Below are 26,948 nucleotides of genomic sequence, written 5' to 3' on the forward strand. Positions count from 1 at the left end.
TTGAGTCATCCCATGCGCTGGATTTGGTTGGGGTTAACGTTTCTGGCTCTCTGTTTGGGGGGGTGTGGTGTCGCTACGGCGGGGCTGAATCCCTACATTGACACGGTGGATGGCTACCAGTTTCTCTATCCCAATGGCTGGGTACAGGTTCAGTCCAACCAGGGAATGGATATTTTATTCCACGACCTGATTGACCCCAGCGAAACCGTCAGTGTAGTCATTAGTCCCGTGAAATCCGGCAAAACCCTGGCGGAGTTGGGTTCGCCCCTGGAGTTGGGGGAGCGGTTGATGAATACGGCTTTGGCGCAGGCGGCGGTGGATCAAAAACCCCAATTGGTCAGTGCGGACAGCCATCGGGATGACCAGCAATTGTATTACACTCTTGAATATATTGTTAATACGAATACCGGCACTCGTCACAATATTGCTACCATTGCCACCAGTCACGGCAAACTGTACACCCTGAATGCTTCGGTGCCCGAATCCCGCTGGGCGAAATTAGCCCCGACCCTCCAACAGGTGGTAAATTCTTTGCAGGTGTATTAATATGGAAAATTACAAGTTAGAAAAGAGTACCTCTATTTATTGCCATCACTGGAAGATTAGTTCGCTAAAATGCCGATATTAATGGCTACGCCGCGCAAGCTATTGAGAACCAAGACGGGGGCTACACCCCTGCGACCCATTTTTAGAAGTGCCCAAAAGAGTAAAGAGTATTAGTTTAGTAAAAAGGTGTACCGATGCCCTACGATGCGCATACGACCCTATGGATGGACAGGGAGGAAGCGTTTTTTCGTTCAGCCACCTTTGAGGTGCAACAACAAGAGGGACCCCACTGTGTTTCTACGGTTTTAGCCATCTTGACCGGGCAAACCCCAGAGCGGTTTCAAGGTCGGGTCAATACCCAAAATCCGGTTTCCTGGTCGGAAGCCCTCGCCGAGTATGGCATGAAGTTAGCCTATTGCCCGACGGATGTCCGCACCCTGAAAAACTACCTGCCGGAACTGATTGCCCTGGATGATTTGTTCACCCTCAGTTATTACACCACCCGGGACCCGGAGCGGATTTTGGCAGAACCCAACGCCAAGGGCTGGGTAACTGGTTCCCATATCGTGCTTTTGCACCGGGATCGCATCCTGGATTCCGCCAGGGGTACGGTGGAGGATGCCCGCGCTCACCCCTGCAATGACTATCACACCAAACGGATTTTTCGGGTGGTGCCCGTGAACCATCCCCGGGGGCTGTAGGGTTCCCCGTCCGGCAAAAACGAAAAAATTTATTAAGATTGATAAAGTCATGGATTTCCACCCCGATGTTGGGCAGGTTTCAACGGGAGATTACTGCGGGCAAGGTCAAAATCCGGTGGCGGTGGGTGGCGCTTGGAGTCATTGCCCCGGGACTCTTGTTTTTAGCCGTCCGTTGGGGGTGGAATCGTTGGGCGCAGTCTCAGGCTCCCGCACCAGTTGTCCCCGTTCCTACAGCACCAGCCATGATTGCCGCCCTGGGTCGGATTCAGCCGGAGGGAGAAATCATTACTTTGTCTGCACCGAGTTCGATTGAGGGGGCACGGGTGGCAGAGCTTTTGGTCAAGGAAGGGGATCGGGTACAACCAGGGCAGGTGTTGGCAACCTTGGATACCACACGCAAACGCCAGGTGGAGGTGCAGTTAGCCCAAAATGAGGTGGCGATTGCCCAAGCCCAGTTGAATCAGGTGTTGGCGGGGGCGAAAACGGGGGACATTCAGGCACGGCAAGCCCAGGTGAACCGTTTGCAGGCGGAATTACGCATTGCCGAGACGGATTTACAGCGCAACCAACAGCTTTATCAGGAGGGGGCAATTTCGGCGTCCGCTTTGGATAATTTTCGCTTGCGGGTGGACACGGTGCGCCAGCAGTTGCAGGAAGCCCAGGCGAATCTCCGCAGTGTCCGGGAGGTGCGGGCGGTGGATGTGAACTTGGCACGGGCGCAGGTAGCCCAGGCGCAAAATCGGTTGGCGTTGGCGCAGGTGGAACTGGATTTGAGTTTGATCAAGGCACCGGTGGCGGGGCGGGTGTTGAAAATCCACGCACGGCTGGGGGAAACCGTTGGCAATGAGGGGATTTTAGACCTGGGGCGCACGGAGCGGATGTTTGTGGTGGCGGAGGTGTACGAAACGGACATTTTAGGGGTGCAGGCGGGACAACGGGCGGTGGTCACAGGGACAGCTTTACCGGCACCCTTGCGGGGAACCGTGACCCAGGTGGGCTGGCGGGTGGCGAAAAAGGATGTCCTGAACACGGACCCGGTGGCGGATGTGGATGCCCGGGTGGTGGAGGTGAAAATTGCCCTGGATGGGGCGGACTCGGCGCAGGTGCAACGGCTGACCAATATGGTCGTCAATGTCCAAATTCAGCGGTAGCGATGGGCATTCCTCTGGCGTGGTTACAGTTATCCCGGGAGCGGATGCGTCTGTTGGTCGCCTTGGCGGGGATCACCTTTGCGGATGTGTTGATGTTTGTGCAGTTGGGGTTTCGGGATGCCCTGTTTGAAGCCGCCGTGCTTGTCCATCGCAAATTGCGGGCGGATTTGGTGCTGATCAACCCCCAATCCCAGGCGTTTTTTGCCATGCAACGGTTTCCCCGCCGCCGCTTGTACCAGGCGTTGAGTTTACCAGAAGTGGCGAGTGTTGCCCCGTTGTATGTGGACTTAATGCCCTGGAAAAGCCCGGTGTGTCCCCCCACGCCCACAGCTACCAGTTGTACCCGTTCGATTTTGGTGATGGGGTTTGACCCGGCGGTTTCCGTGTTGGATTTCCCGGAGGTGGAGGCTAATTTGGCGCAAATACGGCAGGCGGATGTGGTGCTGTTTGACCGGATTTCGAGGGAGGAATTTGGCACGGAATTTATCCTGCGGGAATTTGCCAGCGGACGACCGGTACAAACAGAGGTGAATAAACGCCGGGTGACGGTGGGGGGCTTGTTTGAGTTGGGAGCATCCTTCTCCGCCGATGGGAATGTGATCACCAGTGATTTGAATTTTTTACGGATGTTTCCGGGACGGCAAGCCTCGCAAATTGATGTGGGATTAATTACCTTGCAACCGGGGGCGGATGTGGAGCAAGTCCGGGCGAAATTACGGCAATTACTCAACACGGAACTGAAAATTCCCGGTCAATTTCTCTGCCAAGGGGCGACGGGGGCTTCGGAATTTGCCAACGATGTGTGCATCCTCACCCACGATGAATTTGTGGAATTGGAACGGCATTATTGGGCGACGGGCACTGCCATCGGGTTTATTTTTGGGCTGGGAACCGTGATGGGATTTGTGGTGGGAATTGTGGTGGTGTATCAGATTCTTTACACGGACGTATCGGATCATCTGGCGGAGTATGCCACCCTCAAGGCGATGGGTTACACGGATGGGTATCTGTTAACGGTGGTGTTCCAGGAGGCGATGATTTTGGCGGTGTTGGGCTTTATTCCCGGCTTTTTGGTCTCTCATGGGTTGTATGCCCTCACCCAGGCGGCGACCCGTTTGCCGATTGCCATGACCCTAGGGCGAGCCACGACCGTTTTTACCATGACGGTGGTGATGTGTTTTGTGGCGGGGGCGGTATCGGTGCGGCGATTGCAGGCGGCAGACCCGGCGGATATTTTCTAAGCGGTGATAATAATAAGGGCACCTCTATCAATTCAAAGTTAGCGGTCGCAGGGGCACTGCTGTCGTCCTTGGTTTTGAAAAAAAATTTCTGTTCGCTCATCGCATCGGCTCGCTAGAGAATTGCTATATTTGGTCAAATAGGGAGTCAAAAAAACGCATCCCCAAATGAGCAAAACTTGGGCAAAAATCCCCATCACTTGGAGCCAATCATGTTAGCCAAACGGATTATTCCTTGCCTGGATGTGCATGGGGGGCGGGTGGTCAAAGGGGTGAATTTTGTCAACCTGCGGGATGCCGGTGACCCCGTTTGCCTCGCCCAAGCCTACAACCAAGCCGGGGCGGATGAGTTGGTTTTTTTGGACATTACCGCTACCCACGAGGACCGGGGGGTACTGCTTGACATCATTGAGCGTACCGCCAGCCAGGTGTTTATCCCGCTCACGGTGGGGGGGGGCATCGGGGATTTGGACACCATCAAAGCCATTTTGCGGGCGGGGGCAGACAAGGTGAGCCTCAATTCCGCCGCCGTGCGCCACCCGGATTTGGTCAACCAGGCTAGTGAACGCTTCGGTCGTCAGTGCATCGTGGTCGCCATTGATGCCCGCCGGGTGGGGGAGCGCTGGACGGTTTGGGTGCGGGGGGGACGGCAGGACACGGGTAAAGATGCCATCGCCTGGGCGGAAGAAGTGGTAGAGCGGGGAGCCGGGGAATTGTTAGTCACCAGTATGGATGCTGATGGTACAAAAGCAGGCTATGATCTGGATTTAATCCAGACAATTGCCCAACGGGTATCGGTGCCGGTGATCGCTTCGGGGGGAGCGGGAACCTGTGAGCATATTGGGGAGGTTTTGACCCAGGGGCAAGCCGGGGCGGCACTTTTGGCTTCCTTACTGCATTACGGGGAAGTGACCGTGAGCCAGATCAAGCAGTATTTGACCGACCGGGGGATTCCGGTGCGCCACACCCCAGGGTAATGCAGATAACCCCCAAACTGGGTGATCTCTGGTACAACTATACCAGGGCTGTTTCAGGGGGTTCGCCATGCCTAAAAATAAAATTTTGGTGATTGATGACAGTTTTTTGATTCGCAAATCCCTAGTGGATCAATTAGCCGGGGAACGGTTTGAGGTGTATGAAGCCAAGGATGGTCCTGCCGGTTTAGCGAAGGCAGAAGAGGTGAACCCGGATGTGATTTTGCTGGATTTTGTCATGCCGGGGATGAATGGCTATGAGGTTTATCAAGCCCTGCGGGCAAATCCCAAGTTTGCCGATACGCCAGTCATTGTTATTTCCAGCAGTTACGATGAGGTGGTGAGCAAGTTTGGTTATCCCTTTGTCGGGTTTGATTTTTTAGCCAAACAATTCACCAAAGACCAGTTGGAGGAGCGGATCAATGCGGTATTGCCCATGATCGCTTCTTCCCCGGAACACGTGGGCATTGCCGTCACCGGTGAAACGCCAGCCCCCAGCGAAGCCGACGGGGTCCTCAGCCACATCCAAGCCCAGTTGGCGGAAATTAGCCAGAAATTGCAGGAAAAACCGGTTTGGTTGCCGGAATTGCCCACCGGCGAGCGAAGCGACACCGCCATTCTCAACCAACTGCAAAACCTGGAAGCCCAAATCCAAGCCCTGGAACAACGCCCCCCGGCGGATACCCTGTCTGGGCATTTGCAGGAATTGAGCGTGGGACTCACCCAGTTGCACACCGCCCTGCGGTTGGAACCCCTGGTTCAAGAGCTACGCCACCTAGGGGAAAAAGTCGCCGCCTTGGAAGCCCAAGGTCAAGACAGCCGCCTTAGCCAAGACACCCTTACCCAGTTGGTGACCAGTTTGCAAGGGTTGAACGAAAATATCGTGAACCTACCCCGCACCGATGCCGTTCTGGAACGGTTGACCGCCCTGGAAGCCAAATTGGAAACCAAGACCCCATCTCCACCCCCGAACCTACCTCTGCTCATCGGTGCCGTCGCCCTGGGAGCGTTTATCGGTGCCGCCATTGGTGCCAGCGTGGTGGGGGGACAACGCCAATCCCACCTGCCCCCGCCTAACTCAATTTCCGGTGCAATGATTTGCGAACGCTCAGGATAATCAACCCGTCAAACAGGGTCAAAATCAGCAGACAGCCGCCCAGGGACAAATTCCCCCAGGGGGTCGCCATCACCGTCCCCGACCACTGCCAATCCGAGTGCAGGTACAGGTAACGAATCGGCTCGATGGCGTAGCTGAGGGGATTAATACTGGCAATTGTTTGCAACCATTTCGGCATAAACGCCAGGGGAGCCAACGCCGTGCTGGCAAACAGGAGGGGCAAATTCACCACAAAAATCACCGCCAGCAATTCCACGTGCCCCGGCAGGGTAAAGGTCAGCCCCAAACTCAAAGCCGTCATGCCCAAGACCAACAGCATGACAATCCCCACCACCAGGAAAAACCCGCCGACCCCAGGCAAACCGCCCCCCAGCAGATAGCTGGTCACCATCACTGCCACCGTCTGCACCAAACTCAGGAGGGTAATAAAAATCGTGGAGGCTAAAACGATGGAAAAACGGGACACCAAAGGTGCCACCAAAAAGCGATTCAAAAAGCCAAATTCCCGGTCAAACATCACCGGCAAACCCGCATTCAATGCCCCAGAAAATGCGGTGAATACAATAATTCCTGCACTCAAAAATTGGGCATAATTCACCCCGTCACTAAAAAAACCACTGGGGGCATTTTGGAATAAGGCTCCGAATAAAATCAACCACATCAAGGGCTGAATAATTCCCGCCACCAAAGTTGACGGACGGCGTTGCAGTTGAATCAGTAACCGCCGGGTCAAAGCCCAGGTTTCCTGGATGAGTTCCGCAGTGGGATGGGCGGTCGTCTCGAGTTGCCAAGGCGGGGAAGTGACAGTTGAACTCATAGGAATATCGGTTGGCTAAGCATTGCTAAAATTAGGCTAACGCATCCCCCCGGGATTTTTCCACCCATGACCCTGGCTTTGATCACCACCACCCTCCCCTGGGATGGGCATTTGCCCCAATTAATTCCCCAAATTCAGGCGCATTTACAGACCTACGGTACCCCCCTGCGCTGGGCGATTACAGCGGTACACGGGCGGCAGTTGAGCCTTGAAGCCGTGGTGATCCAGGATGATGCAACGCTTGATAGCTAATTTGGGGCACGTTTTATGGAAGGTTCATCTATAGCAATCACACTTGAATTGTGAGTAAAATAACCCGTTTTTATATATGGCAATCCTACTCGATTAACAAACAAAAAATCTCCAGAACCAGGGACGGGGGCGGTGCCTTTAGAAATGCCCATGAGATCAGCACGACCTAAAACGTTACTAACAGTGGCTAGAGGACCTAATCTTGAGGGGTTGAGAATACTGGCAGATGCGTGTTGAACAACGAGCTAATGGGGATCTAAAACTGATCTGCCGCCGCTGACCAGGAACCTGATGCAACTCAACTAGAACGCAAAACCACTTCCCCATTTTGTACCGCCACCAATTGGATGTCCAACGGGCCAGCGGTGTAGATGGGACGGCGAGCCACGGATTGTACCTGCACCACCCCCTTGAGATTTTGCAACTGTTCCACAAATTGCACCAGCGCCACTTGGCTAAAGGAACCCACCTTGTTGGTCAAAGGGTCGGCGAGGATGCCACTCTGGCGGGCACGGAGATTGGAAGCCAGGAACAACCGGTCCAACTGGCTGAGAATCGCTGGTTCATCCATCGTCCCCAAGTCCAGGGGAATCTGCGCCACCACCGCCCCGGCGGGAAAAATCAGCCGATTGGGGGTCAGGTCGGTAAAAACCCCCACTTCCGGTTCCCCACTGGAATAATTGGCAGAGGCCAACACCCGCATTACATAGTCCCGACCGTTGCTGAGGGTATTGACCAGGTTATTGACTTCGGTGGTACTGATGCGAATCCGGGGGGGATTGGGAATGCTGACGTTGGTTTGACTGAGGCACACCTCCGGCGGACTCTGACTTTGCCCCAGACACCCGGCGACCCGACTGGCTTCCTGGAGGGTTTGTTCCACCGCTTGGCGCGCCAATTCCTTATCATAAATTGCCCGGATGGTGGCTGTGGCTAAAACCTGTTCCCGCCGGATCGCCACATTTCCCTGGCGCAGTTGACCGATTTCCTGCTCCAACCGCCCCCGTACCAGTTCCAATTGGGCAATGCTGGTTTGCAGTTGTTGTCCCTCTCGGCGGAGCCGTTCCGCCTGGGCACGGGCTTGGGCGACCTGGGTCTGGGCCTGTTGCAGTTGGGCTTGCAGTTGACCCCGGTCCTGTTTCAGTTCCTGAATCTGGGCTTCCAGGGTGCGGGATTCCTGCTCGGCGGTGGCTAATTTGGCCAAAGCATTTTGGTAGTTGCGGTTGACCTGGGCAAGTTTGGCTTCAATCGCCTTCACATTCCGGTCGGCGGCCTGGAGTTGGGCTTGGGTGCGTTGGAGTTGGGTGAGGGCGGTGGTCAATTCGGTTTGGGCTTCATTTTTTTGCTTTTCCACCCGTTCCAGGTCTTCCTGGATCTGGTGCAGGCGAAACAGGCCATCCCGCAACTGCTGGTCAGCGGCCAAAAGCACCCCCAAGGTGGTGGCGGAAATCACCCCGCCGGTGGCAATGGTGACCAATACCGCCGTGGTGCGAGGCCGTAATTTGAATAAACTCAAGCGGGCTTTCCCCACCCGGGTGCCAATCCGATCCCCCAGGGTGGCGATCAACCCCCCCAGCACCAGAATCACCAGTATTAGGGTGTAACCGGCTACCACACTTCACCCCTCGCCCACCAGGGCGACCAGTTCCGCTTCACTCAGTAGAGGAATGCCCAACGCCACCGCCTTCTCTAGCTTAGCACCCGCCTCCTCGCCCACCACCACGTAGTCCGTCCGGGCGGTAACGCTTGACCCCACTTTGCCCCCGGCTCGCTCGATCAGGGCTTTAGCTTGACTGCGGGTCAAATTCGGTAAACTGCCGGTGAGCACCAGGATTTTACCGCTCAAGGGGCCAGTGGCGTTCCCACCGGGGTCATGGCTGAGGTGTAACCCCGCCTGGGCTAACCGAGCCAGTAGGGCTTGATTTTCCGCATCCGCAAACCAGGTCTGCACCGCCTGGGCAATCTCCGAGCCAATGCCAGGAATGGCGCAGAGTTCTTCTAAATCCGCATCCCGCAGACGGGTGGCACTGGGGAAATGGGTCGCCAAAAGTGCCGCTGTCCCCGTCCCCACATGACGCACCCCCAACCCATACAACACCCGAGTCCAGGGCTGTTGGCGGGAGCGGTCAATGCCAGCGATCAAATTAGCGGCAGATTTTGCCCCCCAACGTTCTAGGGATGCCAACTGTGCCTCGGTCAAATCGTACAAATCCGCCACACTCTTGACCCAGCCCATCTCCACCAATTTTTGCGCCGCCTTGCCCCCCAACCCCCGAATATCTAGGGCATCCCGGCTCGCCCAATGGTTAATCTGCTCCCGCAGTACCCCCGGGCAGTGCCGATTGATACACCGGGTCGCCGCCTCCTGTGCCACTTGGACGACGGGTTCCCCGCACTCCGGGCAATGGGTAGGGAACTGGTACGCCACCGCCTCCGCTGGGCGCAACTCCCGCAACACCTGCACCACCTCCGGGATAATCTCCCCCGCCTTGCGCACCACCACCCGGTCGCCGATGTGCAAATCCAGTTCCTGAAGCCGTTGGTTGTTGTGCAACGTCGCCCGACTCACCTGCGTCCCCGCCAACCGCACGGGGGTCAATTCCGCCACCGGGGTCAACGTGCCCGTCCGCCCCACCTGCACTGTCACCCCCAGGAGCGTCGCCACCCCAGTTTCGGCGGGAAATTTCCAGGCAATCGCCCAGCGGGGGGATTTATGGGTAAACCCCAGGGCGGTCTGCATTCCCAGGTCATTGACTTTCACCACCACCCCATCGGTGCCGTAGGGCAATTCCTGCCGTTTTTGTGCCCAGGTTTCGTAATAACGTTGTACCTGTGCTAAATCGGCACAAACTTGGCTATGGGGATTGGTGCGAAACCCCCACTCTGCCAGCAATGCCAGGGTTTCCGATTGACTGGTCACATCCACCCCCCTGCCCACCCCGTAGGCAAAAAAGTCCAACCGCCGTTGCGCCACGACCCGCGGGTCAAGCTGGCGTAAGGTGCCAGCGGCGGCATTGCGGGGGTTGGCAAAAAGAGGTTCGCCCCGCTCTTGCCGTTCCTGATTCAACTGGCGAAACACCGGCTGGGGTAAAAAGGCTTCCCCCCGAATTTCCACCTGCGCCGGGGGCTGGCGGGTCTGCAACCGCAGGGGAATACTCCGAATCGTGCGGACATTGGCGGTAATTTCCTCCCCCGTCACCCCATCCCCCCGGGTGGCACCCCAGACCAGCACCCCCTGTTCATAAAATAAATTCAACGCCAAACCATCAATTTTTAGCTCGCAAATATATAAATCCTCGGGCAATTTCTCCCCCCACAATTTCTGCCAGCGGTCTTGCCAAGCCCGCATATCCGCCAGGTCAAACGCATTATCCAAACTGTACAAAGGGGTGGGGTGGGTAATACTGGGAAATTCCTGACTGGGGGCACCGCCGACTCGCTGGGTGGGACTGTCCGGCGTGACCCATTGGGGATAACGCTGTTCTAAATCCAACAGTTCCCGATACAGTTGGTCATAGGTTTCATCCGCCATAATGGGCTGATCCAAAACATAGTAGGCATGGGCGGCTTTGTGTAATAATTCTCGCAATTCCCACAGGCGTTTTTCATCCCGTTCGGCATGGTTTTCTAACGCCCCTTGTTGTCCGTCCATACCCGCAATTTGCCTTATTTCTGAACTTATTTTTTGGACTGTACTGAACCTATTGTAACCCGTTCATTTTGTGCCAAAAACCGCCGCCACAACGCCTGCCCTAGGGAAATCGCCTGCGGTAAATAGAGAGAACTTTGGGTGTCAATCTCCGGTACTGGCACGGGGTGATCAGCCTGGGCACACCAAGTCTGAATGATTGCCCCATCCACCTCCGGGTGAAATTGCACGCCCCACACCCGCTCCCTGTAACGAAACCCCTGTTGTGGGTACAACGTACTGGTTAATAACCCCTCGGCTCCCGTGGGCAATTCAAACGCATCCCCATGCCACTCAAAAAAATAACTTTCCGGGGGCAAATGTCCGACCACCGGGTCATGGAGGGCTGTCCCCAAGCGGTGAATGGGTGTCCAACCAATTTCTTTGCCATACTGCCCAACCGCCACCTTTGCTCCTAGAAAATGCGCCAACATCTGCGCCCCCAAACAAATCCCCAGCACGGGAATTTGGTAGTGAAAAATCTGCTCTAAATAATCATATTCCCGGCGCAAAAATTCATAACGTTCCTGCTCATAGGCACCCATTGTCCCGCCTAATAAAACCACATGGGAATAGCAGTCTAAAGGTAAACCGGGTGACTCACCTTGCCACATTTTTAGATATTCATAGGGGATACATTCCTGATGCAAAACCTGGGCAAAGGTTCCCAAAGTTACCTCCGGGGAATGGGCAAATACCAACACCCGTAGATCATTAGGATTATCAATTAGTACCATGAGTCACTGGGTCTAAATTCACCGCAAAAAAAGTTCTAAAAATGGCATCATCTAACCGATTAAATTCTACCTGTAAATGATCCAGAAATTCATGCAGACCCCCCTGGATAATTTCATCAATGGTAATATATTCCAATTCCGCACAAAGCCGTCCCAAACTCCGTTCTACCCCGGTATTCCAGTTATCTAATTCCGTGCCCGTGATCCGGTACAGGGAAATCTGCATCTGCCGTAAACAAAACAGCACCGAACGGGGAAATTCCCGATTTAAGAGCAAAAATTCCGCCACCTGACGGGGAGTAATCAAATGCCGTCCCCGCTTCCGATACATTTCATAGGCACTCGCCGATTTCAACAACGCCATCCATTGAATTTCATCCAAAGTTGTCCCCACATCCTGTACCGAAGGCAGTAACACATAATATTTTACATCTACAATCCGGGTGGTTTTATCCGCCCGTTCCAACAGCCGCCCCATCTGCCCAAAATGCCACGCCTCATTGTGGGACATGGTGGCATCCATCACCCCCGCAAACCGATGACTGGCAAGTTTCACCTCCTGAAAAAACTGATTCAAATCCACCTCTTGACCACATTCAGCCGCCTGTTGTACTAGCAAATAAAAAGAGTTGACTTCTTGCCACATTTCTGAGGAAATAATTTCCCGTATGGAACGGGCATTTTCCCGGGCGGCATACAGGCAGGAAACGATGGAATTGGGATAATCCGTATCAAAGGTTAAAAACTGAATCACCTGCTCCTGGGTGGGCAGTCCATAACGCTCTTGAAAAAGTCCCAAATCCCCCGTCACTACCACCAAAGGTTCCCACTGCGCCATGCTTTGGTTGGGCAAATCCAGGATCAAATTTAGGTTCACATCCACAAATCGTGCCACATTTTCCGCCCGTTCAATGTAGCGGTTGAGCCAATAAATTGAATTCGCCACCCGACTTAACATGACCTGTCCCCCGCCAACACCCAAGTATCCTTACTGCCACCCCCTTGGGAAGAATTGACCACCAGGGAACCCTTTTTCAACGCCACCCGCGTCAACCCCCCCGGATGGACATAAATCTCTTGCCCATGCAAAATGTAGGGACGCAAATCCACATGACGACCCTCAAAATGATCCCCCACAATCGTCGGCACCCGGGAGAGGGAAAGGGTGGGTTGGGCGATAAAATTACGGGGAAATTGCTGGATTTTTTCTGAAAATTGGGCCCGTTCTTCAGGAGTTGCCGTTTTGCCCATCAACATCCCATATCCCCCCGATTCATTCGCCGATTTCACCACCAACTCTTCCAGATGATTCAATACATATTCCCGATCCGATTCCCGCCAACATAAATAGGTGGGCACATTCCCTAAAATCGGTTCCGCATCCAAATAATAACGAATCATCTCCGGTACATAGGCATAAACCACCTTATCGTCCGCCACCCCTGTCCCCGGTGCATTGGCAAGTGCCACTTTTCCCTGCCGATAAACCTCCATAATCCCAGGAATTCCCAGCAAAGAATCCGGGTTAAATACCTGGGGATCAAGGAATGTATCATCCACCCGGCGGTAAATCACATCCACCCGTTTCAAGCCCCGGGTTGTCCGCATTTGCACATAGCCATCTACCACTACCAAATCCCGCCCTTCCACCAATTCCACCCCCATTTGTTGGGCGAGAAACGAATGTTCAAAATAGGCGGAATTATACACACCAGGAGTTAACACCACCACGCAGGGATGATCCAGATAGGCAGGGGCAAGATTTAACAACGTTTCTAACAAATGCCCTGGGTAATCATCCGTCGGACAAATATCCAACATCCGAAATAACTTCGGAAAGGTATTTTTCATCACCCGGCGATTTTCTAACACATAGGACACCCCAGATGGTACCCGTAAATTATCCTCCAAAACCAACCAATTGCCCTGCTGATCCCGCACCAAATCACTGCCGGTAATGTGGCACCAAATTCCCCCCGGCGGTGTCAACCCCTGACAGGCGGATAAATAGCCTTGGGAAGAAAGAATCACATCCTGGGGAATCACCCCATCTTTGAGGATTTTTTGGTCGTGGTAAATATCCTGCAAAAATAAATTCAAGGCTTGAATGCGTTGTTTTAAGCCCCGTTCCAGGTATGCCCATTCCTGAGCATTCACCACCCGGGGAATCACATCAAACGGCCAAATCCGTTCCTTTTGACTGGGTTCACTATAAACTTGAAACGTCACCCCCATCTGCATCAAAATCGCTTGGGCGGCCTGCTGTCGCTGTTGCAATTCCCCCGGCGGAAACTGATTAATTCGCTCCACCAACACCCGCACTTCGGGACGGGGTTCCCCCTTGCGGATGAACCATTCATCATAAAACCCGGACGGGTCGTAGTTGCTAAAATTCACAGGGAAAACCGCTCCCAGGCGACGGATTGGCAATTATTTACGGGCTACTGATCGTCACTTACGCCCATAACTATTTATTATATCTGAGCTATGTCCGCTGGCAAGGGCACTGTTATCGAGCCTAGTGAGCATCAGCCGTTCCAGGGGTACGGGAAATTCGGAAATTTCAGTGAAGATACGGCTTCCCAATGCCAACCAAGGTTAGATGATATAAGGTATGCTGAATAAACCTTTAGTCAAAGATACTTAAGCAAATGATGATTGAACAGTTAATATCCACATGGGACATTTGGTCACGGGAAAATTGTATTGCTATTTGTAGTACTTTTGTGCCCCTGATGTTTGGCTTCACCGGTCTCACGGTTCTGGCTTTGTGGTTCCCATCCCAACGCCGCTGGATGCCTTTGACGGCTGGTTTCGCCTGGGGTTGTGGGCTGTTGTTGTGCTTACACGTGCTGTCCTGGTTCCACCTGGGGGTGGTGCATCCGGTGACCTTTATCCTGGCGGGGCTGAGCCTGATGTGCGGGATGGTGAATGGTGGAGCAATTTGGCTGGGGCGGACTCGCTTTGCCCTGAGTCCCTGAAAGCGATAAATTGCATCCAATTTGTGTTTTAATCCAAGGTATTTGAGGTACTTCGTTTATGTCCCTGCGTGCGTCCGCCTACCGTTTGGGGGGTTACATTGCCGCCCCGGCACCTGCCCAAGCGAAAAAGCACCAAATTGGCACCTATCAAAACCTGCCCCCCAAGGTGGACTTGCGCCCCTGGATGACGGCGGTGGAATCCCAAGTGGGCAATAGCTGTGTGGCGAATGCGTTTGTGGGGGCTTATGAATATCTCGCCAAACAAGCCCTGGGGGAGGCGGGGGATGTGAGCCGGTTGTTTGTGTATTACAATGCCCGGTGCCAGGATGGGGATGACATCCAAGACCAGGGCACCCGCATGATTTCCGCCATTCAAGCCCTGGTGGACTACGGCGCCTGTACGGAAGCGACCTGGCCGAATGATGAAGCCTTAATTTGCGATGAACCCCACGAGGAAGCCTATGCGGAAGCGGAGCGGTTCAAAATTGTGGAAGCAGAGCAAATCGAAACCCATTTAGACCATTGGCGGCACACCCTGGCGGAGGGCTATCCCATCGCTTTTGCCTTAAACACTTTTCAATCTTTTGATGAGGCGACCCGCAATCGGGGACGGGTTCCCCTGCCCAAAGCCGCTGATCATATGCGGGAAACCCACGGTTGGCACGCCATGTTGTGCGTCGGTTATTCGGACAAAGACCAGATGTTTATTGTCCGCAATTCCTGGGGTTCCGAGTGGGGGGATCGGGGGTATTGTTATATTCCCTATAGAACCTGTTTGCAATCATTTTAAGCGATTCTACGTAGGATTAAGCGTATGGCACAAATTCTGATTTTTGTTTGACTTGTCTTGATTAAGCCTTCACAGTTTTTCCATAATACTCTGCATTGATTTATCCACGCATTGGTTCTTTCTACTATCCATCGCTTCGCAATCACCACAAATCCTTGCTTCTGTGGATTCTCTTTCTTCGATTTGGCTTTCTGTTCCGGTGTAATTTTTTTTGATATCTCAATGATTATCTTATTCCGCAAAAGTGGTTCCATTTTTTCTATCTCTTCTTCTAAATATCTTTTTTGATAGCCGTTATCTAGTAAAATTGTTACCTCTTGAGGCAGTTCTAAAAAGAATTGTTTATGCTCTCTTATTATTTCTAATAATCCATGATTGTCGCTCAGGCTTGCTTTACTACATAAGATATAGTAATTTCAAACAAGTTTGCGACATTCGCCTTTACCTGCAAACCCTTTCCTAGAAGGGGATACAGTGATTACCAGTGCTTCAAAGTGTTGCATTTTCTTGTGAAACGACTATAAAGTAGGGATTCCCTAAAGTATCCACCAATAAATGCCGTTTGATTCCGTTAGTGCATTTATAGTGACAAAATCCTTTCGTTTCAATGCCTGCTGTATCTGTGTTCTTCACACACATAGAGTCCCCTATGAGCAAGCTAGGATATTCTTTTTTTTAATCTCTCTCTTTCAATTTTCTCCAATGCTACCAATACCCTTTCCCAAGTACCATTATTTTGCCATCGCCGAAACTGAGAGTACACAGTCTGCCACTTGGGGAAATCTCGAGGTAAGTCTCGCCATTGACAGCCATTTTTGAGCTGATACATGATGGCATTGACGATGGCATGCCTTGAAACTACATGCTTTTTTGTCTTACTCTTTGGTAGATATTGGTCTAAAATCTCAAATTGTGATGCGCTTAAATTGGTTGTGTATGTCATTGCTCTACCTGTAATTTCTTTCTCCCAGTATAATTGCAAACAGGTTCTATAAATATGTGATTCATCCCGAATTTAACGGTCATGATTCCTGGATTATCAAATCAGTGGCTGACCTGGAATTTAGCCCGGATAATTGGGGCGATGGGGAATCATTTTTCGCTGGAGAAGATGAACTCCTCCTGTTTGATTTTTATGTCATTACGGATGAACCGGAAGAATTTATCGAAGATTTAGATGCCCTATGTGATGAATACGCCGATGAGGATGAGGAAGATTATTACTTTGACTATGAGTACGAAGAACATGAAGAAGGGGATGGTTATCTTTTGACGATTAGTAATTTTTCGTTGACCATTCATGAACCGGATGATTTTTTAGAAGACCTAGATGATCTATGCGAAAACTACGCCCTAGATGGGGATTACGATTACACCATTGACGGGGAGGAGGATGAATGGGACGAAGAGGCAGAGTAAGGGTAGCTCTATCAATTCAAAGTTAGCGGTCGCAGGGGGGCACCCCCCGCCCTTGGTTCTGGGGAATAGGGGCATTCCCACGATGGGATTTATAGTGATTTCAAACAAGTTTGCGACATTCGCCTTTACCTACAACCCCTCTCCTAGAGGGGGATAGAGCGATTAATTGATAATTACCAATCAAGGAATGGGATTTATGGCTGTGCCACGCTGTGCTATCAGCCCCATTGTGTAAATACAAAAATCAATAAATAGAAGTGCCCTATCCTTAATTTTTGACCCATCATTTTGGGATTGCTTAATTTACTTCACAACTTTAGTGGTTGCAGATCGGATGAAACGCACCTCAATCCGACGGCGAGAGTTATCAGGGTTGCGGTCAGGAAGAGCAAAACTACCATTGGGCAAGTAAAGTTGTCCTGCAGAGTAAGCACGAAACTGTAGTCCTTTAAGTTCAGATTTCTTTGTTTGCACTTTGTACAGTTCAATAGTAATTGCCAATGCCCGCATCAGTCCTAAATCTACATTTGAGCTTGGAACTAAGGAATCTAATTTCTTTACGGCGACTGAATTTTCTAATAATGAATCGAGGTTACCATTGGGTACCTGATTAGGTTGACCATCCGTATGACCAATGACTTCGATTGTGTCAATCTTGTATTTCCGGCGATTAGTTACAATAGTTTGAGTTAAGCTTCCCCAAATATACTGTCGCAAAGGCTGGGACAATTGAGCACTACCTATAGGAAAACGAAATGCCTTATCATCAGGAATAATGATGATGGGTGGAACATCAGAGCGCAGTTCTTCCTTCTTCTTGCTTAAAATAGTAAAAGCAAAGAATAAAAAACTCATCAGACTTAAAATCAGAAGGCTTCCAGCCATTAAATCGCTCAGCGATATCCACACATTGAGCTCATCAGATTTTTGTACTGAGTAGCGACGAGTCTGACGCATAGGAACTTAAAGGTAAGATAGCACTGGACAACAATCAATGAAAATATTAACAAATTTTATCATCACTTTCATCCATTTGCTCATTAGTAAACTCCTGTACCCGAAATTGATTTACTCCTTGATTGACTACCTTAGCAATCGTTGCACTTAAATTATCAAAGTAGGCAGACAATTTGTTCTGAAACTCCAGATTTAAAGTAATCAGTTCTTGCATCTTATTAATGCTCCTGATAATTTCTTGCTGATTCAAACTAGAAGCTTCGACAACACTTTGATTTACGCTTTCAAGTCGAGCGAGTAGTTGGTTATATGTTTCCTGGTTATCTCGGCTAAGGGTCATCAAAACCCCTAGGTTATCAATAATGCTTGTGATTTTTCCCTGATTCAAATTAGAAGCTTCAATAATGCTGTGATCTATACTTTCAAGTCGAGCGAGTAGTTGGTTATATGTTTCCTGGTTATCTCGGCTAAGAGTCATCAAACCCCCTAGATTATCAATAACGCTTGTGATTTTTTCCTGATTCAAATTAGAAGCTTCAACAACACTTTGATTTACGCTTTCAAGGCGGGCAAGTAGTTGGCTATATGTTTCCTGGTTATCTCGGCTAAGAGTCATCAAACCCCCTAGATTATCAATAACGCTTGTGATTTTTTCCTGATTCAAATTAGAAGCTTCAACAACACTTTGATTTACGCTTTCAAGTCGAGCAAGTAGTTGATTATATGTTTCCTGGTTATCTCGGATAAGAGTCATCAAAACCCCTAGGTTATCAATAATACTTGTGATTTTTTCCTGATTCAAATTAGAAGCTTCAACAACACTTTGATTTACGCTTTCAAGACTATTAGGTAGTTGTCCAAGAATTGCCAGAATGTGATCTAGTACATTAGTGATATTACCGAATTGCTCAGCGATCCTTTGCAAATTGATTTGTGTCTGACTAGCTTTATCTACAGCTTGAATGAGTTGTGAGAGTTGTCTTACAGACCTACTGAACTGTTCGGAAAGAACGATTTCTTGTAGAGAACTAACAGCAAGTTCAAAAGTCTGTGAGCTACGTATAAAAGTTCCGCTGACACTGTCAAATCTCATGAATATATTATTGGCAAGTTCTACATTTGCTTGATTCATTTGTCTAAGTTGTGCCATTTCCCGCTCAAGCGGTCTTTCGATTGCATCCCTCACAGTTACCTGAAAATTATCCAAAAAAATTCTAAAGTTATCTGAAATTGATTGAATTAGTCGTCCCGTAGGATTTTGTCTCTGACCCGCTAGTTTATCAAGGCGAAATTCTAATTCTGATAAAAGATATTGCTTTGCCAAATCGGTATTCAAGAATGAGTTCGCTAGGGTAACCAATATTCCTAATACCAAGCAGAAAAAGCTAGATACAAAAGCAACTGCCATACCCTCTAAGGGCTGTTTAAGTCGTTCAATCAAATCTGTTACAGAAATAGTAGTCGTTGTCGAACTATCTATTTCCATAAGACCACTGGCAACACTACTAAGATTCATAGTAATTCCTAGAAATGTTCCTAATAGACCAATAGCAACTAGTAAGTTTGGGGTAATTCGGGTAAGATGCTCTGCTTTCTCTAGTGTTAACTTTCGGAAGAGTTTTTCACCAGTAAAGTTATACATTACTAAGGCAACTGTGTTAACATTGTCTAACTCTTCTGCCGAAAGGTTCATGATACTCTCCCGTAAACTGCGAATGAGTTTTGGGGCTTGAGCACTAAAAGAATCAACAGTCGATGCCCATCGGATAAGGTCTATCAACCTTCGATACAATAACCATCTTAAAACAAAACTAATTAAAGCAATTACTAACCCTATTCCTAGGAATATCTTCAGTAAGAATGATCTGTCAATATATTCGGTAATTAAACTTATCAGATTATCCATTATTTTCTTCCACAGGTACAGGCAAAACTGCTTGATCACCAGATAAAACTGATTGATTATGTGGTTCTACAAGGCTATCTATTTCGTCAATTAATTCTTCAAGAATACCTCTATGAGCCCTCGATCCTAGGTTTTCAATAGTCGTACCTGCAAAGATTTTTACCAAGGAAAAGTTTATGTGCTCAGAAGGATAAGCACGCATCTCGTTAATCAGGGTTTCAATTCGAGGACGGTATTCACCATACCACTTTTGCGGATTATGCCTTAGATGATCAATTTTTTCCTCTAGCTTCCGATTCATAAAATCCACAGGTGTTTTATATTGAGTACGTTGTTGTTGTGCTTGCCATGCCACCTCACTGAGCTTATCAATTATAAATAACCAGTCTGACCCTAAAAACATAGGTTCACTAGAGTCTCTAAGCCAGAGTACATCATCACCTCTCAATTGGAGGATTCCGAGACCTAGGCATTTACAGAATAACTCTCTAATTCTTTGAATAATTTCAGGGGCTACAGGTAAAATATCTGTAAAGAATAGGGCTGGTCTGTTGTGGTCACTACTTTGACCTGTTCTGCGGGTGTGCAACAAGAATTCTCCTCTTTCTGCGCGATTGTTGTATGCGATTTTGATATTGTTTAGACCATTAATTATCCGTAGTGGAAAGCCAGCATACTCAGTCATAAAAATAATTTGATGTTTTTCGGAATCTGGTAAGTTAACAATCTGGGCATTCGCTTGAATTCCCATTTCTCTCAGTAAATTCTCAAACTGCTCTACATTAGGATCATTTCCAGGGGGCTGATGATAGGCAATGAACATTGTTAGCTTGTTACCTCCATCGCTAAAGTGACCGTCTGTAAGATTCAATGGGAGAAGAGGCTCCGACTGATTCCTGAGAACATCCAGATAAGCTCTTAACTGATCATTAGTTCCCTTTTTGATAAACCGCTCAATAGCTGATCCTCTAAGGGTGTCTGCAACATCTGAAATAGACTTATCAACCACTTGATTAATTGCCCTAGAAATTTCCTCAAAGTTAGAACCATAAAAGTTAGAATCATATAAGCTAGGATTAGATTTATCTCTCGCTACGTTTTCAATTATGTGCGTAGAAATTTGACCTAACTTAACACGGTGCTCCGCCGTAGTCCTACCTAACGTATTAGTAATGACATTGTTGATATCCTCAGGACTAATAATTGCCGTACCAATCCTCTCTTCTACATTCAATTCTTCTAGTCTTCTCCCCAATTCCTCAAATTCTAGGATAGCCCTTTGAATAGAGTCCTTAAGTTGGCTCATATCCCTAATTTTGTGACTGATAAACTCAATCAATTGCTCTACTGCCAAGTTTACTTGACGGGTTAGTTGCCACTGGTAGTTTTGTTCTGCTAAGTTCCGAACTTGACGCACTGCCACCTGAAAACTACTCTGAATTCCTCGCACTTTCCCAAAGGGCCACCAGCGGCTTTGTATAATTTGCACCTCCCTCTGCATTTGATCAATAATTTTCTCAAGCTCTTCGTCAACATTCTCAGGTCGATCAGGTTCTTTTGCAATACGAATTTGTTCCAGGTTGGTTTTCATCGCATGGAGCCAGATTAGGGCGTTATCGACACAGAAAAATTGATGATCCGGCTGTAGAATTTTTTCCAAAAAATTGTTAATGCTTTCCTCTATACTCCTAACTAATTCCGGAGTTTGTTCAACTATTACAGTAAGCCAAGTTCCTCGTTCAGTGGTTTTTTCTGAAAGCCGCAGGTTATTTAACAAATCCCTGAATCTTCCAAGTAACTCCATTTTCAACGTATCGCAATCTGCACTAGATTCAGCCTGGCGAATATGTTGTTGCTGTACCTCAAACCATGACCTTAGTTTACTACCGACTGTTTGCCCATCAATTTGAACTTCTTTAAGCCGGTTTTCCAATACTTGTTTTAGGTTCTCGGTTTCCCAACCAGCCTGTCTGAAATAAACTGTTTGCATTTGAGTGATTGTCGGGGCTTGAACCAACCCAGTTTTCCAAAATTGGAGAACATCAAGCTTAATTTTATTACTAGCTAGTTTACAAATTTTATCTTGAGGAAAATAAATACTAGCCAGTCCAGCAGTCATGTAACGTTGCCGGTTTGGACGTGGATGCTTATCATACTCTTCGGCAGCGTCAATAGTGCGTAAATTATCACGTGCAGAAATAGCAGCGTCAGCCAGAACATTACTTGTAACAAACATACAAATTTTTTGGGCAATAGTATTAAAGATTTTACCTTTGGCATTCGGATCAGTAGGAGGAATAACAAACTTATGGCTAGGGGTTGAGTTAGAGATTAAGTAAACATAATCATAGGGAGGTCGAGACTCACTTAGCGGCAGACTATTTGGGTACTGAGCGTCAAAATTTGTGCCTTTGCGAGTGTAGTAATCTAACTCCTTTAGAGCTGCGTAGCAATTAGCCTTAACGACATCATGATCCCCATAAAGGTCGGCACTAATAACAAAGTAGGCATGTGTTTCAAGATCAGGGGCATTTTCTGCAAACATTTGCCGGAGTATGTATGCAATGTCCAAAAAAATGCCACTGCCCGTTCCTCCACACAAAGAACCAGCCACAAAAACTCTCAGACCAGGTCTCACTTCAATGCCACGAGCAATTAGGGATGCATGATTAGCACCAACAACCTGACCATAGGCTAAATTCAGTGCCCCCCTAATTTTTTCATAATTTTTGAAGAGTGCAAAACGACCTACTGCCCGTACTGCTCCTGCTCCGTGCTCAATAGTATTCAAATTCCTTACCAATTCGCCAGGAAACCACTCCAGAATATTCCTATCAGGATTGTTGATGTTGGGATCAGTTTGGTATCGATTGTAGTTTTCCTTAAACTCATTTACTTCACTGGTAGATACACGAATATGTACTTCCTCAGGAGGCTTAAACGCAATAGATTGTCCACGATGGTCAGGAATTGTGGGACTGCGGTCTGTATCAATTTGTACAAAACTAATAATTGGTAACTGATCAAGCGAACCAAATTCTTCAACAATAATTCTTCGCACTCGAATCAAAACTTCCCGTCCGGTTCCTCCTAGACCCACGCATATTGTCGGTGTAATGTTCCGTGCTTTCTCTCTGTCACGCTGGCTGGAAAATTCTGTAGAAACCATTAAAATTTCCTCCTTCTATAACTTAACGCAGTGAATCGGGGGCAAACACAATAGGTGTAGAGTAGCAGTACACAATCGGTTACATCACTCAAACCAATATACTAATGGTCACAGTTTTGTAATCAAGTGTTACAAACCGATTCTTCTTACTTATCCTAAGAGGATTGACTAAGTGAGTCCCATTATACCTAAGATCAGGAGTGAGTGCATAGATTTTTAGGGTCTGGTTGCAACGCTCAAGATAACCAACTGCTTGTGAACCAGGTAAATCTACATAATAGAATGTCCCTGGAACTGAACCACCTAAGCCAATTTTTTGACCATGTTTGAGAGCAAAGGTGTAGTCCTGATCATTGATTTGTAATGTTATTTTCCAGGGGATTTTTCGGCGTAACCAATGCATTAAGCTCCAAGAACTGCCACCTAGAACTGCAAGTCCCAGAAAGCTTCCTAGTAGAATTTGCCACCAAAGTTGTCCCCACAAATAGCTATTGACTAAGCAAACTTCACCACCACCTGGCTTTGGGGTACAAAACTCCTGGAGAGTGGGTTGAATGTCCACGACTGTAAGCCGGAAGTTACCGGGCTGAATGCTCCTTTGGGTCATGGGTAAGGCTTCCATCCACTTGGTTCGCTCTATGGCTGTAGGACTGTCCTTTAGACCACAGGAACTCGTCGGAGCCTCAACCCATTGATTAGCTTCACCCTGAGGAAGGTTCAGAGGTGCATCTGTCAACCAAATCACCGACTGGGCTTTGATGGGGGATTGCGCCTGTAACCGGTTTTGATTCTGTTGGGCAAGATACCGATAGACGTAGAGTTCAGCACATTGAATATCAGTTCCTTGCTCTGTCCCAGGGTTTTGGGGAATGGCTTGCAGGATTTGAGGGATGTCATTTACCCCTTTGTAATCGAAAGAAACTGGTTTTTGTGTTGTGGTCGCAAAAGAGATAATATGTAATGTATCGCCCTTGACAAGACTTTTCTCAACAATTTGTCTCAGGTGTAAGCGTCCTGGATCGTTCAGTCCAACACTTTCCGTTAAGTCAATAGCTAAAACTACGTCTCGTCCACCCCAACGTGCAATCCAGCCTAAAGCAGTCTGTTGTAAGGGGGAAAGGGAACGGTTCCCAGGAACAGTTAGGGCAGTCATGCGATGCGTGTAAGTATTGAGTCCGACTGCCTGCAATTGTAGACACTAATTCTGATGGGTGCAAAGAGTAATTGTTAAGGTAAGGGTAACGCCACTCCGTTTACTACCATAGCAGTTCTAAATGAATTTATGAATTTAGAATATCGGTCGCAGGAGCACTGCCCTTGTCCTTGGTTCTGGAAAATTTTTGTTTGTAAATCAAGTAAGATTGCTATACAGTAATCCTAAATAAGAATGGAACAGGGGTCGCAGGGGCACCGCCCCCATAAAAGAAGCACCTGCGGTGTATGGTTCTGGAAAATTTCTGTATGCCTACGGCACACAAGCTATAGCTAGGTAGGTTAAGGTTGTCGCCTTAAGATTCTGGGAAACCAATGTGGGGCTACGCCCAGCGACCCATATCATGTCAACCTTTGTATGCTTAGCTATAACGTTAATCAAGTAGGATAGCTATATAAATAAAAAAATATAAAAATTACCTACGTCCGCTGAGCGGTTGTTGGTTATAGACCGCTTGAGCTGCCAATTTACCCAAGTAGGCACCCGTGCAGACTTTCCGTTCCTCAATGCGCCCGACGGTGGCCGCCAAGCCCGGAAATCCCGCCGCCCCGCCAATGACCGCAAAATTCTCCAGTCGTGTCAGGGAACTGCCCACCCCATAGCGAAAGGTGACCGTAGGGGGCAAAGGATGCGGCCAACCGGGAATCCCACCCCGGGCGTCAAAGGCATAGCGAAATTCCCCAATCGCCTCCCCCGGCGGCACCCCCCCGGCCAGGATTTGCTCCACATCCAGGGGGGCCAGGACTTCCGTTATGGTGACCAAATGCCGCACATAAATTTCCAAAGGCGGGAACACCTCCACCTGCTGCGCTTCCGGGAACCGTCGGAACCAGGTTTGCAGATGGCGCAACTCCTGGAGCATGAAGGGCGTGGGCTGGCGATGGTTGCGGATTAAGTGTTCCACCTCGCGAGTGGGCAGTTGGAACAGTAAGCCATTAAAGGACAGACGCTCCGAGCCAATTGCCGCCACATTCCCCCGATCCAAAAAAACGGGCGACCCCAGGCGCAAGGGCATCCCCCGAAACCGATGGTAGGCCGCCCCCAGCGCTGTGCTGTAGATGTCCGCATAATCCCCCTGCACCTGCATCGGCACGTGGAAATTGCGGAGCAAAAAGTCCGCATCCGCTGGGGTATTCTCCCGCCGGATTTGCTGGCGTAATTCCTGCATCAACAGGGGATTCTGTAAAATCCGTGCCTCAATGGCCGCCAACTGAGCCAAACTGAGGGGTGCCAGTTCAAACACCGGTGAGACCGCCAAGGTCACCCCCGGCAACCCCACCCCAGCAAACCCCTTTTCGTAGCGCAATCCCGCCTTTTGCGCCAGTTCCGCCTCCGGGCTGGCATCAATGACCACCGCCGCCTGGAACTGCCCCTGGGCATGGGTTAACCGCACCACCCGCTGGCCTTGCACCTGGGGCGTTAACTGGGTTTGGTGCAGTAATTCCACCCCCGCCTCCTGGAGCAAGGTGCGCATCGCCCAATCCATCGCCCCTGGGTTGGCGGCAATCCGTTCCACCTGGGAAGCCGTTAACAGCTCCTGATAAAACCCACAGGCAGGGGGATGGCCCCGCATCTGATTCCGGTCCAGGTAGGCCAACCCACCCCGGGTCCACACCCCGCCCACCCACGCCCATTCCGGTTGGGGGCGCACCAACAGCACCGAGCCATTGCCCTGTAGTCCCCGTCCCGCCTGGATCGCCGCCGCCACCCCCGCCGGTTCGTCCCCATAGACCAGCACATCCACCGGGGTCACGGGCAGTTCCGGATGGGAACGGGGTTGTTGTTGCCAGACCCACCCCAGCAACCCCAGACATAACCCGAGGGTGAAAATTCTAATCCCCGCCGATGACCACATCCCGAATCAGCAAACTGGGCCCGCCACACCCCACCGGCAGACCGTTTTGCCCCCCCTTGCCACAGCCGCCCGATTCATCCCAAGCCAAATCCTTGCCAATCCCCTCGATCTGCGCCAGGGTTTGGAACACATTGCCCGTCAGGGTGACATCCCGCACCGGCTCCGCCAATTCCCCCCGCCGCACCCGCCACGCCTCCCCCGCCGTAAACGTAAACATTTCCCCGTTGGTCATCCCCCCCAACCAATTGCGGGCGTAAATCCCCTCCCCCAACCCCGCCAACAAATCCGCCAGGGAAGCCGTCCCCGGGGCAATCCAAGTATTGGTCATCCGCACCAACGGCGAGTAATGGTAATTCAAACAGCGAGCATTGCCCGTTGGTGGTTCCCCCAATTTCCCCGCCGTCTCCCGGGAATGTAACCGCCCCGTCAGCACCCCATCCGTAATTAATTGAGTCATGCCAGCGGGCACCCCCTCGTCATCATAGGCATAACTCCCCCGATGCCCCGGCACCGCCGCCCCGTCCCAAATCTGCAACTCCGGTGGCCCAAACCGCCGCCCCAGGCTCATCACCTCCAACATATCGGGATTTTCGTAGAGCATATCCGCCTCCGACAGATGACCGAACGCCTCATGCACAAACAACCCAGTCAAAATCGGGTCAATCACCACCCGGTACACCCCGCCCGCCACCTTGGGCAAGGACAACGCCCGCACCGCCCGTTCCGCCGCCCCCCGCACCTGGGCATCCAACCCCAGCAAATCCCCATAATCCCGGCGAGAACCCGTCGTCTCCCGCCCCACTTGCACCATCCCCTCCCCCGTCGCCGTCGCACTAAACCGCATTTCCATATCCACCCAGGACTGGTCAATCCACGTCCCCTCCGAAGTCGCCAACAGCACCCGATGCGCCGCATCCCCATAGCGCACCGTCGTGGTGGTAATTTTGTCCGACACGGAATGCAGTACCTCCTGGTAATGGGCACAGAGGGCTTTTTTCTCCGCCAGGGGCACACGTTGCGGGTCAATGCCGGTGATCTCAGTCCGGCAGGTCGCCTGCACAGGGGCAACGGGAGCAAGCTGGGTCACCTCCGTCCCTACCGCCTTAGCCGCCGCAATGGCGTACTGCACTTGTTCCGCCAAAGTGTCCAGGGCATCAAAACTGGTAAACCCCCAGCCCCCCCGGTGACACGCCCGCACCTGCCCGCCAATCGCTACCCGTTCCCCCAGGGCTTCGATGCGCCGATTCCGCAGAACCATATCCGTGCTTTGAATGGTTTCCAACCGAATACTCAAAAAATCCACCTGCCCTTGGTACTGTGCCAGGGTGTCAGCGAGCAGGGAGCGATAGTCCGGTAGATGCGTCATAGATGGAACATCATTGTATTTATTAGTTTATTTATTATGAGCAAAAATGGGTCGCAGCCGCCGTTTTGGTT

22 protein-coding genes are annotated in these 26,948 nt (G+C 50.2%); 10 read left to right on the top strand and 12 right to left on the bottom strand.

Annotated features, from left to right (window positions below; all coding sequences use genetic code 11):
- Positions 1–12: 12 nt before the first annotated feature.
- The 6 genes from psbP (at position 13) to MLD66_RS02490 (ending at position 5,727) form a co-directional block, all read left to right on the top strand.
- Positions 13–546, top strand: coding sequence for a photosystem II reaction center PsbP (psbP, locus tag MLD66_RS02465; RefSeq protein ID WP_247215358.1), 534 nt, complete (start codon positions 13–15; stop codon positions 544–546).
- A 194-nt stretch (positions 547–740) separates the two neighbouring features.
- Positions 741–1,247 carry a hypothetical protein gene (locus MLD66_RS02470; RefSeq protein WP_247215359.1) on the top strand — a complete coding sequence of 169 codons (507 nt, stop codon included), beginning with the start codon at positions 741–743 and terminating at the stop codon, positions 1,245–1,247.
- A 65-nt stretch (positions 1,248–1,312) separates the two neighbouring features.
- Complete coding sequence (locus tag MLD66_RS02475) at positions 1,313–2,398, top strand: ABC exporter membrane fusion protein (protein ID WP_247215360.1); 1,086 nt, start codon at positions 1,313–1,315, stop codon at positions 2,396–2,398.
- A 2-nt stretch (positions 2,399–2,400) separates the two neighbouring features.
- On the top strand, positions 2,401–3,639 hold the full coding sequence (locus MLD66_RS02480; protein WP_247215361.1) for an FtsX-like permease family protein: 1,239 nt from the start codon (positions 2,401–2,403) through the stop codon (positions 3,637–3,639).
- A 206-nt stretch (positions 3,640–3,845) separates the two neighbouring features.
- The gene (hisF, locus tag MLD66_RS02485) at positions 3,846–4,613 is read left to right on the top strand and encodes an imidazole glycerol phosphate synthase subunit HisF (RefSeq protein WP_339397025.1); all 768 of its coding nucleotides are present in this window, start codon (positions 3,846–3,848) and stop codon (positions 4,611–4,613) included.
- A 67-nt stretch (positions 4,614–4,680) separates the two neighbouring features.
- Positions 4,681–5,727, top strand: a complete 1,047-nt coding sequence (locus MLD66_RS02490; protein ID WP_247215363.1) for a response regulator — start codon at positions 4,681–4,683, stop codon at positions 5,725–5,727.
- Here the strand turns inward: MLD66_RS02490 and MLD66_RS02495 are convergent.
- Positions 5,684–6,544 carry an ABC transporter permease gene (locus tag MLD66_RS02495; protein WP_247215364.1) on the bottom strand — a complete coding sequence of 287 codons (861 nt, stop codon included), beginning with the start codon at positions 6,542–6,544 and terminating at the stop codon, positions 5,684–5,686. The two genes, MLD66_RS02490 and MLD66_RS02495, sit on opposite strands and share 44 nt — an antisense overlap.
- Before the next feature lie 66 nt (positions 6,545–6,610).
- On the opposite strand from MLD66_RS02495, the gene MLD66_RS02500 reads away from it, so the two are divergent.
- A complete protein-coding gene (locus tag MLD66_RS02500) occupies positions 6,611–6,796 on the top strand; it encodes a hypothetical protein (RefSeq protein WP_247215365.1) in 186 nt (61 codons plus the stop codon).
- Positions 6,797–7,094: 298 nt separating this feature from the next.
- Here the strand turns inward: MLD66_RS02500 and MLD66_RS02505 are convergent, their stop codons facing one another.
- The 5 genes from MLD66_RS02505 to MLD66_RS02525 are packed head-to-tail and all read right to left on the bottom strand — an operon-like array spanning position 7,095 to position 13,618.
- Positions 7,095–8,411: a DUF3084 domain-containing protein gene (locus MLD66_RS02505; protein ID WP_247215366.1), complete on the bottom strand. Its 1,317-nt coding sequence runs from the start codon at positions 8,409–8,411 to the stop codon at positions 7,095–7,097.
- A 3-nt stretch (positions 8,412–8,414) separates the two neighbouring features.
- Positions 8,415–10,448, bottom strand: coding sequence for an NAD-dependent DNA ligase LigA (gene ligA, locus MLD66_RS02510; protein ID WP_247215367.1), 2,034 nt, complete (start codon positions 10,446–10,448; stop codon positions 8,415–8,417).
- 26 nt (positions 10,449–10,474) lie between these two features.
- The gene (locus MLD66_RS02515) at positions 10,475–11,221 is read right to left on the bottom strand and encodes a type 1 glutamine amidotransferase (RefSeq protein WP_247215368.1); all 747 of its coding nucleotides are present in this window, start codon (positions 11,219–11,221) and stop codon (positions 10,475–10,477) included.
- Positions 11,208–12,179: an alpha-E domain-containing protein gene (locus MLD66_RS02520; RefSeq protein WP_247215369.1), complete on the bottom strand. Its 972-nt coding sequence runs from the start codon at positions 12,177–12,179 to the stop codon at positions 11,208–11,210. The genes MLD66_RS02515 and MLD66_RS02520 overlap by 14 nt, the downstream gene beginning before the upstream one ends.
- Positions 12,173–13,618 carry a circularly permuted type 2 ATP-grasp protein gene (locus MLD66_RS02525; RefSeq protein ID WP_247215370.1) on the bottom strand — a complete coding sequence of 482 codons (1,446 nt, stop codon included), beginning with the start codon at positions 13,616–13,618 and terminating at the stop codon, positions 12,173–12,175. Before MLD66_RS02525 ends, MLD66_RS02520 begins: the two co-directional genes overlap by 7 nt.
- A gap of 329 nt (positions 13,619–13,947) precedes the next feature.
- Between MLD66_RS02525 and MLD66_RS02530 the strand changes: the two genes are divergently transcribed.
- From MLD66_RS02530 to MLD66_RS02540, 3 genes are all read left to right on the top strand, one after another.
- Positions 13,948–14,202 (top strand): hypothetical protein, encoded by a 255-nt coding sequence (locus MLD66_RS02530; RefSeq protein ID WP_247215371.1) that lies wholly within the window; start codon positions 13,948–13,950, stop codon positions 14,200–14,202.
- A gap of 58 nt (positions 14,203–14,260) precedes the next feature.
- Positions 14,261–14,992, top strand: a complete 732-nt coding sequence (locus MLD66_RS02535) for a C1 family peptidase (RefSeq protein ID WP_247215372.1) — start codon at positions 14,261–14,263, stop codon at positions 14,990–14,992.
- A 999-nt stretch (positions 14,993–15,991) separates the two neighbouring features.
- Complete coding sequence (locus MLD66_RS02540; RefSeq protein WP_247215373.1) at positions 15,992–16,411, top strand: hypothetical protein; 420 nt, start codon at positions 15,992–15,994, stop codon at positions 16,409–16,411.
- A gap of 303 nt (positions 16,412–16,714) precedes the next feature.
- On the opposite strand, the gene MLD66_RS02545 is transcribed toward MLD66_RS02540, so the two are convergent.
- From MLD66_RS02545 to MLD66_RS02570, 6 genes are all read right to left on the bottom strand, one after another.
- Positions 16,715–17,368, bottom strand: a complete 654-nt coding sequence (locus MLD66_RS02545) for a flagellar motor protein (protein WP_247215374.1) — start codon at positions 17,366–17,368, stop codon at positions 16,715–16,717.
- A 46-nt stretch (positions 17,369–17,414) separates the two neighbouring features.
- Positions 17,415–19,061, bottom strand: coding sequence for a hypothetical protein (locus tag MLD66_RS02550; protein WP_247215375.1), 1,647 nt, complete (start codon positions 19,059–19,061; stop codon positions 17,415–17,417).
- A 205-nt stretch (positions 19,062–19,266) separates the two neighbouring features.
- A complete protein-coding gene (locus MLD66_RS02555) occupies positions 19,267–22,443 on the bottom strand; it encodes a tubulin-like doman-containing protein (RefSeq protein ID WP_247215376.1) in 3,177 nt (1,058 codons plus the stop codon).
- Positions 22,444–22,531: 88 nt separating this feature from the next.
- Positions 22,532–23,596, bottom strand: a complete 1,065-nt coding sequence (locus MLD66_RS02560) for a VWA domain-containing protein (RefSeq protein ID WP_247215377.1) — start codon at positions 23,594–23,596, stop codon at positions 22,532–22,534.
- Positions 23,597–24,071: 475 nt separating this feature from the next.
- Positions 24,072–25,511, bottom strand: a complete 1,440-nt coding sequence (locus MLD66_RS02565; RefSeq protein ID WP_247215378.1) for an FAD-dependent oxidoreductase — start codon at positions 25,509–25,511, stop codon at positions 24,072–24,074.
- Positions 25,489–26,877 (bottom strand): TldD/PmbA family protein, encoded by a 1,389-nt coding sequence (locus MLD66_RS02570; RefSeq protein ID WP_247215379.1) that lies wholly within the window; start codon positions 26,875–26,877, stop codon positions 25,489–25,491. Before MLD66_RS02570 ends, MLD66_RS02565 begins: the two co-directional genes overlap by 23 nt.
- Positions 26,878–26,948: the final 71 nt, after the last annotated feature.

The sequence above is a fragment of the Synechococcus sp. C9 genome, from assembly GCF_022984075.1.
In the GTDB taxonomy this organism is placed as follows: Bacteria; Cyanobacteriota; Cyanobacteriia; order Gloeomargaritales; family Gloeomargaritaceae; genus Gloeomargarita.

Excerpts from the sequence above, each read along its gene's own strand:
- MLD66_RS02500 (WP_247215365.1), top strand. The coding sequence starts at position 6,611 with ATGACCCTGGCTTTGATCACCACCACCCTCCCCTGGGATGGGCATTTG.
- MLD66_RS02490 (WP_247215363.1), top strand. The coding sequence starts at position 4,681 with ATGCCTAAAAATAAAATTTTGGTGATTGATGACAGTTTTTTGATTCGC.
- MLD66_RS02515 (WP_247215368.1), bottom strand. The coding sequence starts at position 11,221 with ATGGTACTAATTGATAATCCTAATGATCTACGGGTGTTGGTATTTGCC.
- MLD66_RS02560 (WP_247215377.1), bottom strand. The coding sequence starts at position 23,596 with ATGACTGCCCTAACTGTTCCTGGGAACCGTTCCCTTTCCCCCTTACAA.
- MLD66_RS02520 (WP_247215369.1), bottom strand. The coding sequence starts at position 12,179 with ATGTTAAGTCGGGTGGCGAATTCAATTTATTGGCTCAACCGCTACATT.
- MLD66_RS02535 (WP_247215372.1), top strand. The coding sequence starts at position 14,261 with ATGTCCCTGCGTGCGTCCGCCTACCGTTTGGGGGGTTACATTGCCGCC.
- MLD66_RS02550 (WP_247215375.1), bottom strand. The coding sequence starts at position 19,061 with ATGAACCTTTCGGCAGAAGAGTTAGACAATGTTAACACAGTTGCCTTA.
- ligA (WP_247215367.1), bottom strand. The coding sequence starts at position 10,448 with ATGGACGGACAACAAGGGGCGTTAGAAAACCATGCCGAACGGGATGAA.
- MLD66_RS02470 (WP_247215359.1), top strand. The coding sequence starts at position 741 with ATGCCCTACGATGCGCATACGACCCTATGGATGGACAGGGAGGAAGCG.
- MLD66_RS02555 (WP_247215376.1), bottom strand. The coding sequence starts at position 22,443 with ATGGTTTCTACAGAATTTTCCAGCCAGCGTGACAGAGAGAAAGCACGG.
- MLD66_RS02475 (WP_247215360.1), top strand. The coding sequence starts at position 1,313 with ATGTTGGGCAGGTTTCAACGGGAGATTACTGCGGGCAAGGTCAAAATC.
- MLD66_RS02545 (WP_247215374.1), bottom strand. The coding sequence starts at position 17,368 with ATGCGTCAGACTCGTCGCTACTCAGTACAAAAATCTGATGAGCTCAAT.
- MLD66_RS02565 (WP_247215378.1), bottom strand. The coding sequence starts at position 25,511 with ATGTGGTCATCGGCGGGGATTAGAATTTTCACCCTCGGGTTATGTCTG.
- MLD66_RS02495 (WP_247215364.1), bottom strand. The coding sequence starts at position 6,544 with ATGAGTTCAACTGTCACTTCCCCGCCTTGGCAACTCGAGACGACCGCC.
- psbP (WP_247215358.1), top strand. The coding sequence starts at position 13 with ATGCGCTGGATTTGGTTGGGGTTAACGTTTCTGGCTCTCTGTTTGGGG.
- MLD66_RS02570 (WP_247215379.1), bottom strand. The coding sequence starts at position 26,877 with ATGACGCATCTACCGGACTATCGCTCCCTGCTCGCTGACACCCTGGCA.
- MLD66_RS02480 (WP_247215361.1), top strand. The coding sequence starts at position 2,401 with ATGGGCATTCCTCTGGCGTGGTTACAGTTATCCCGGGAGCGGATGCGT.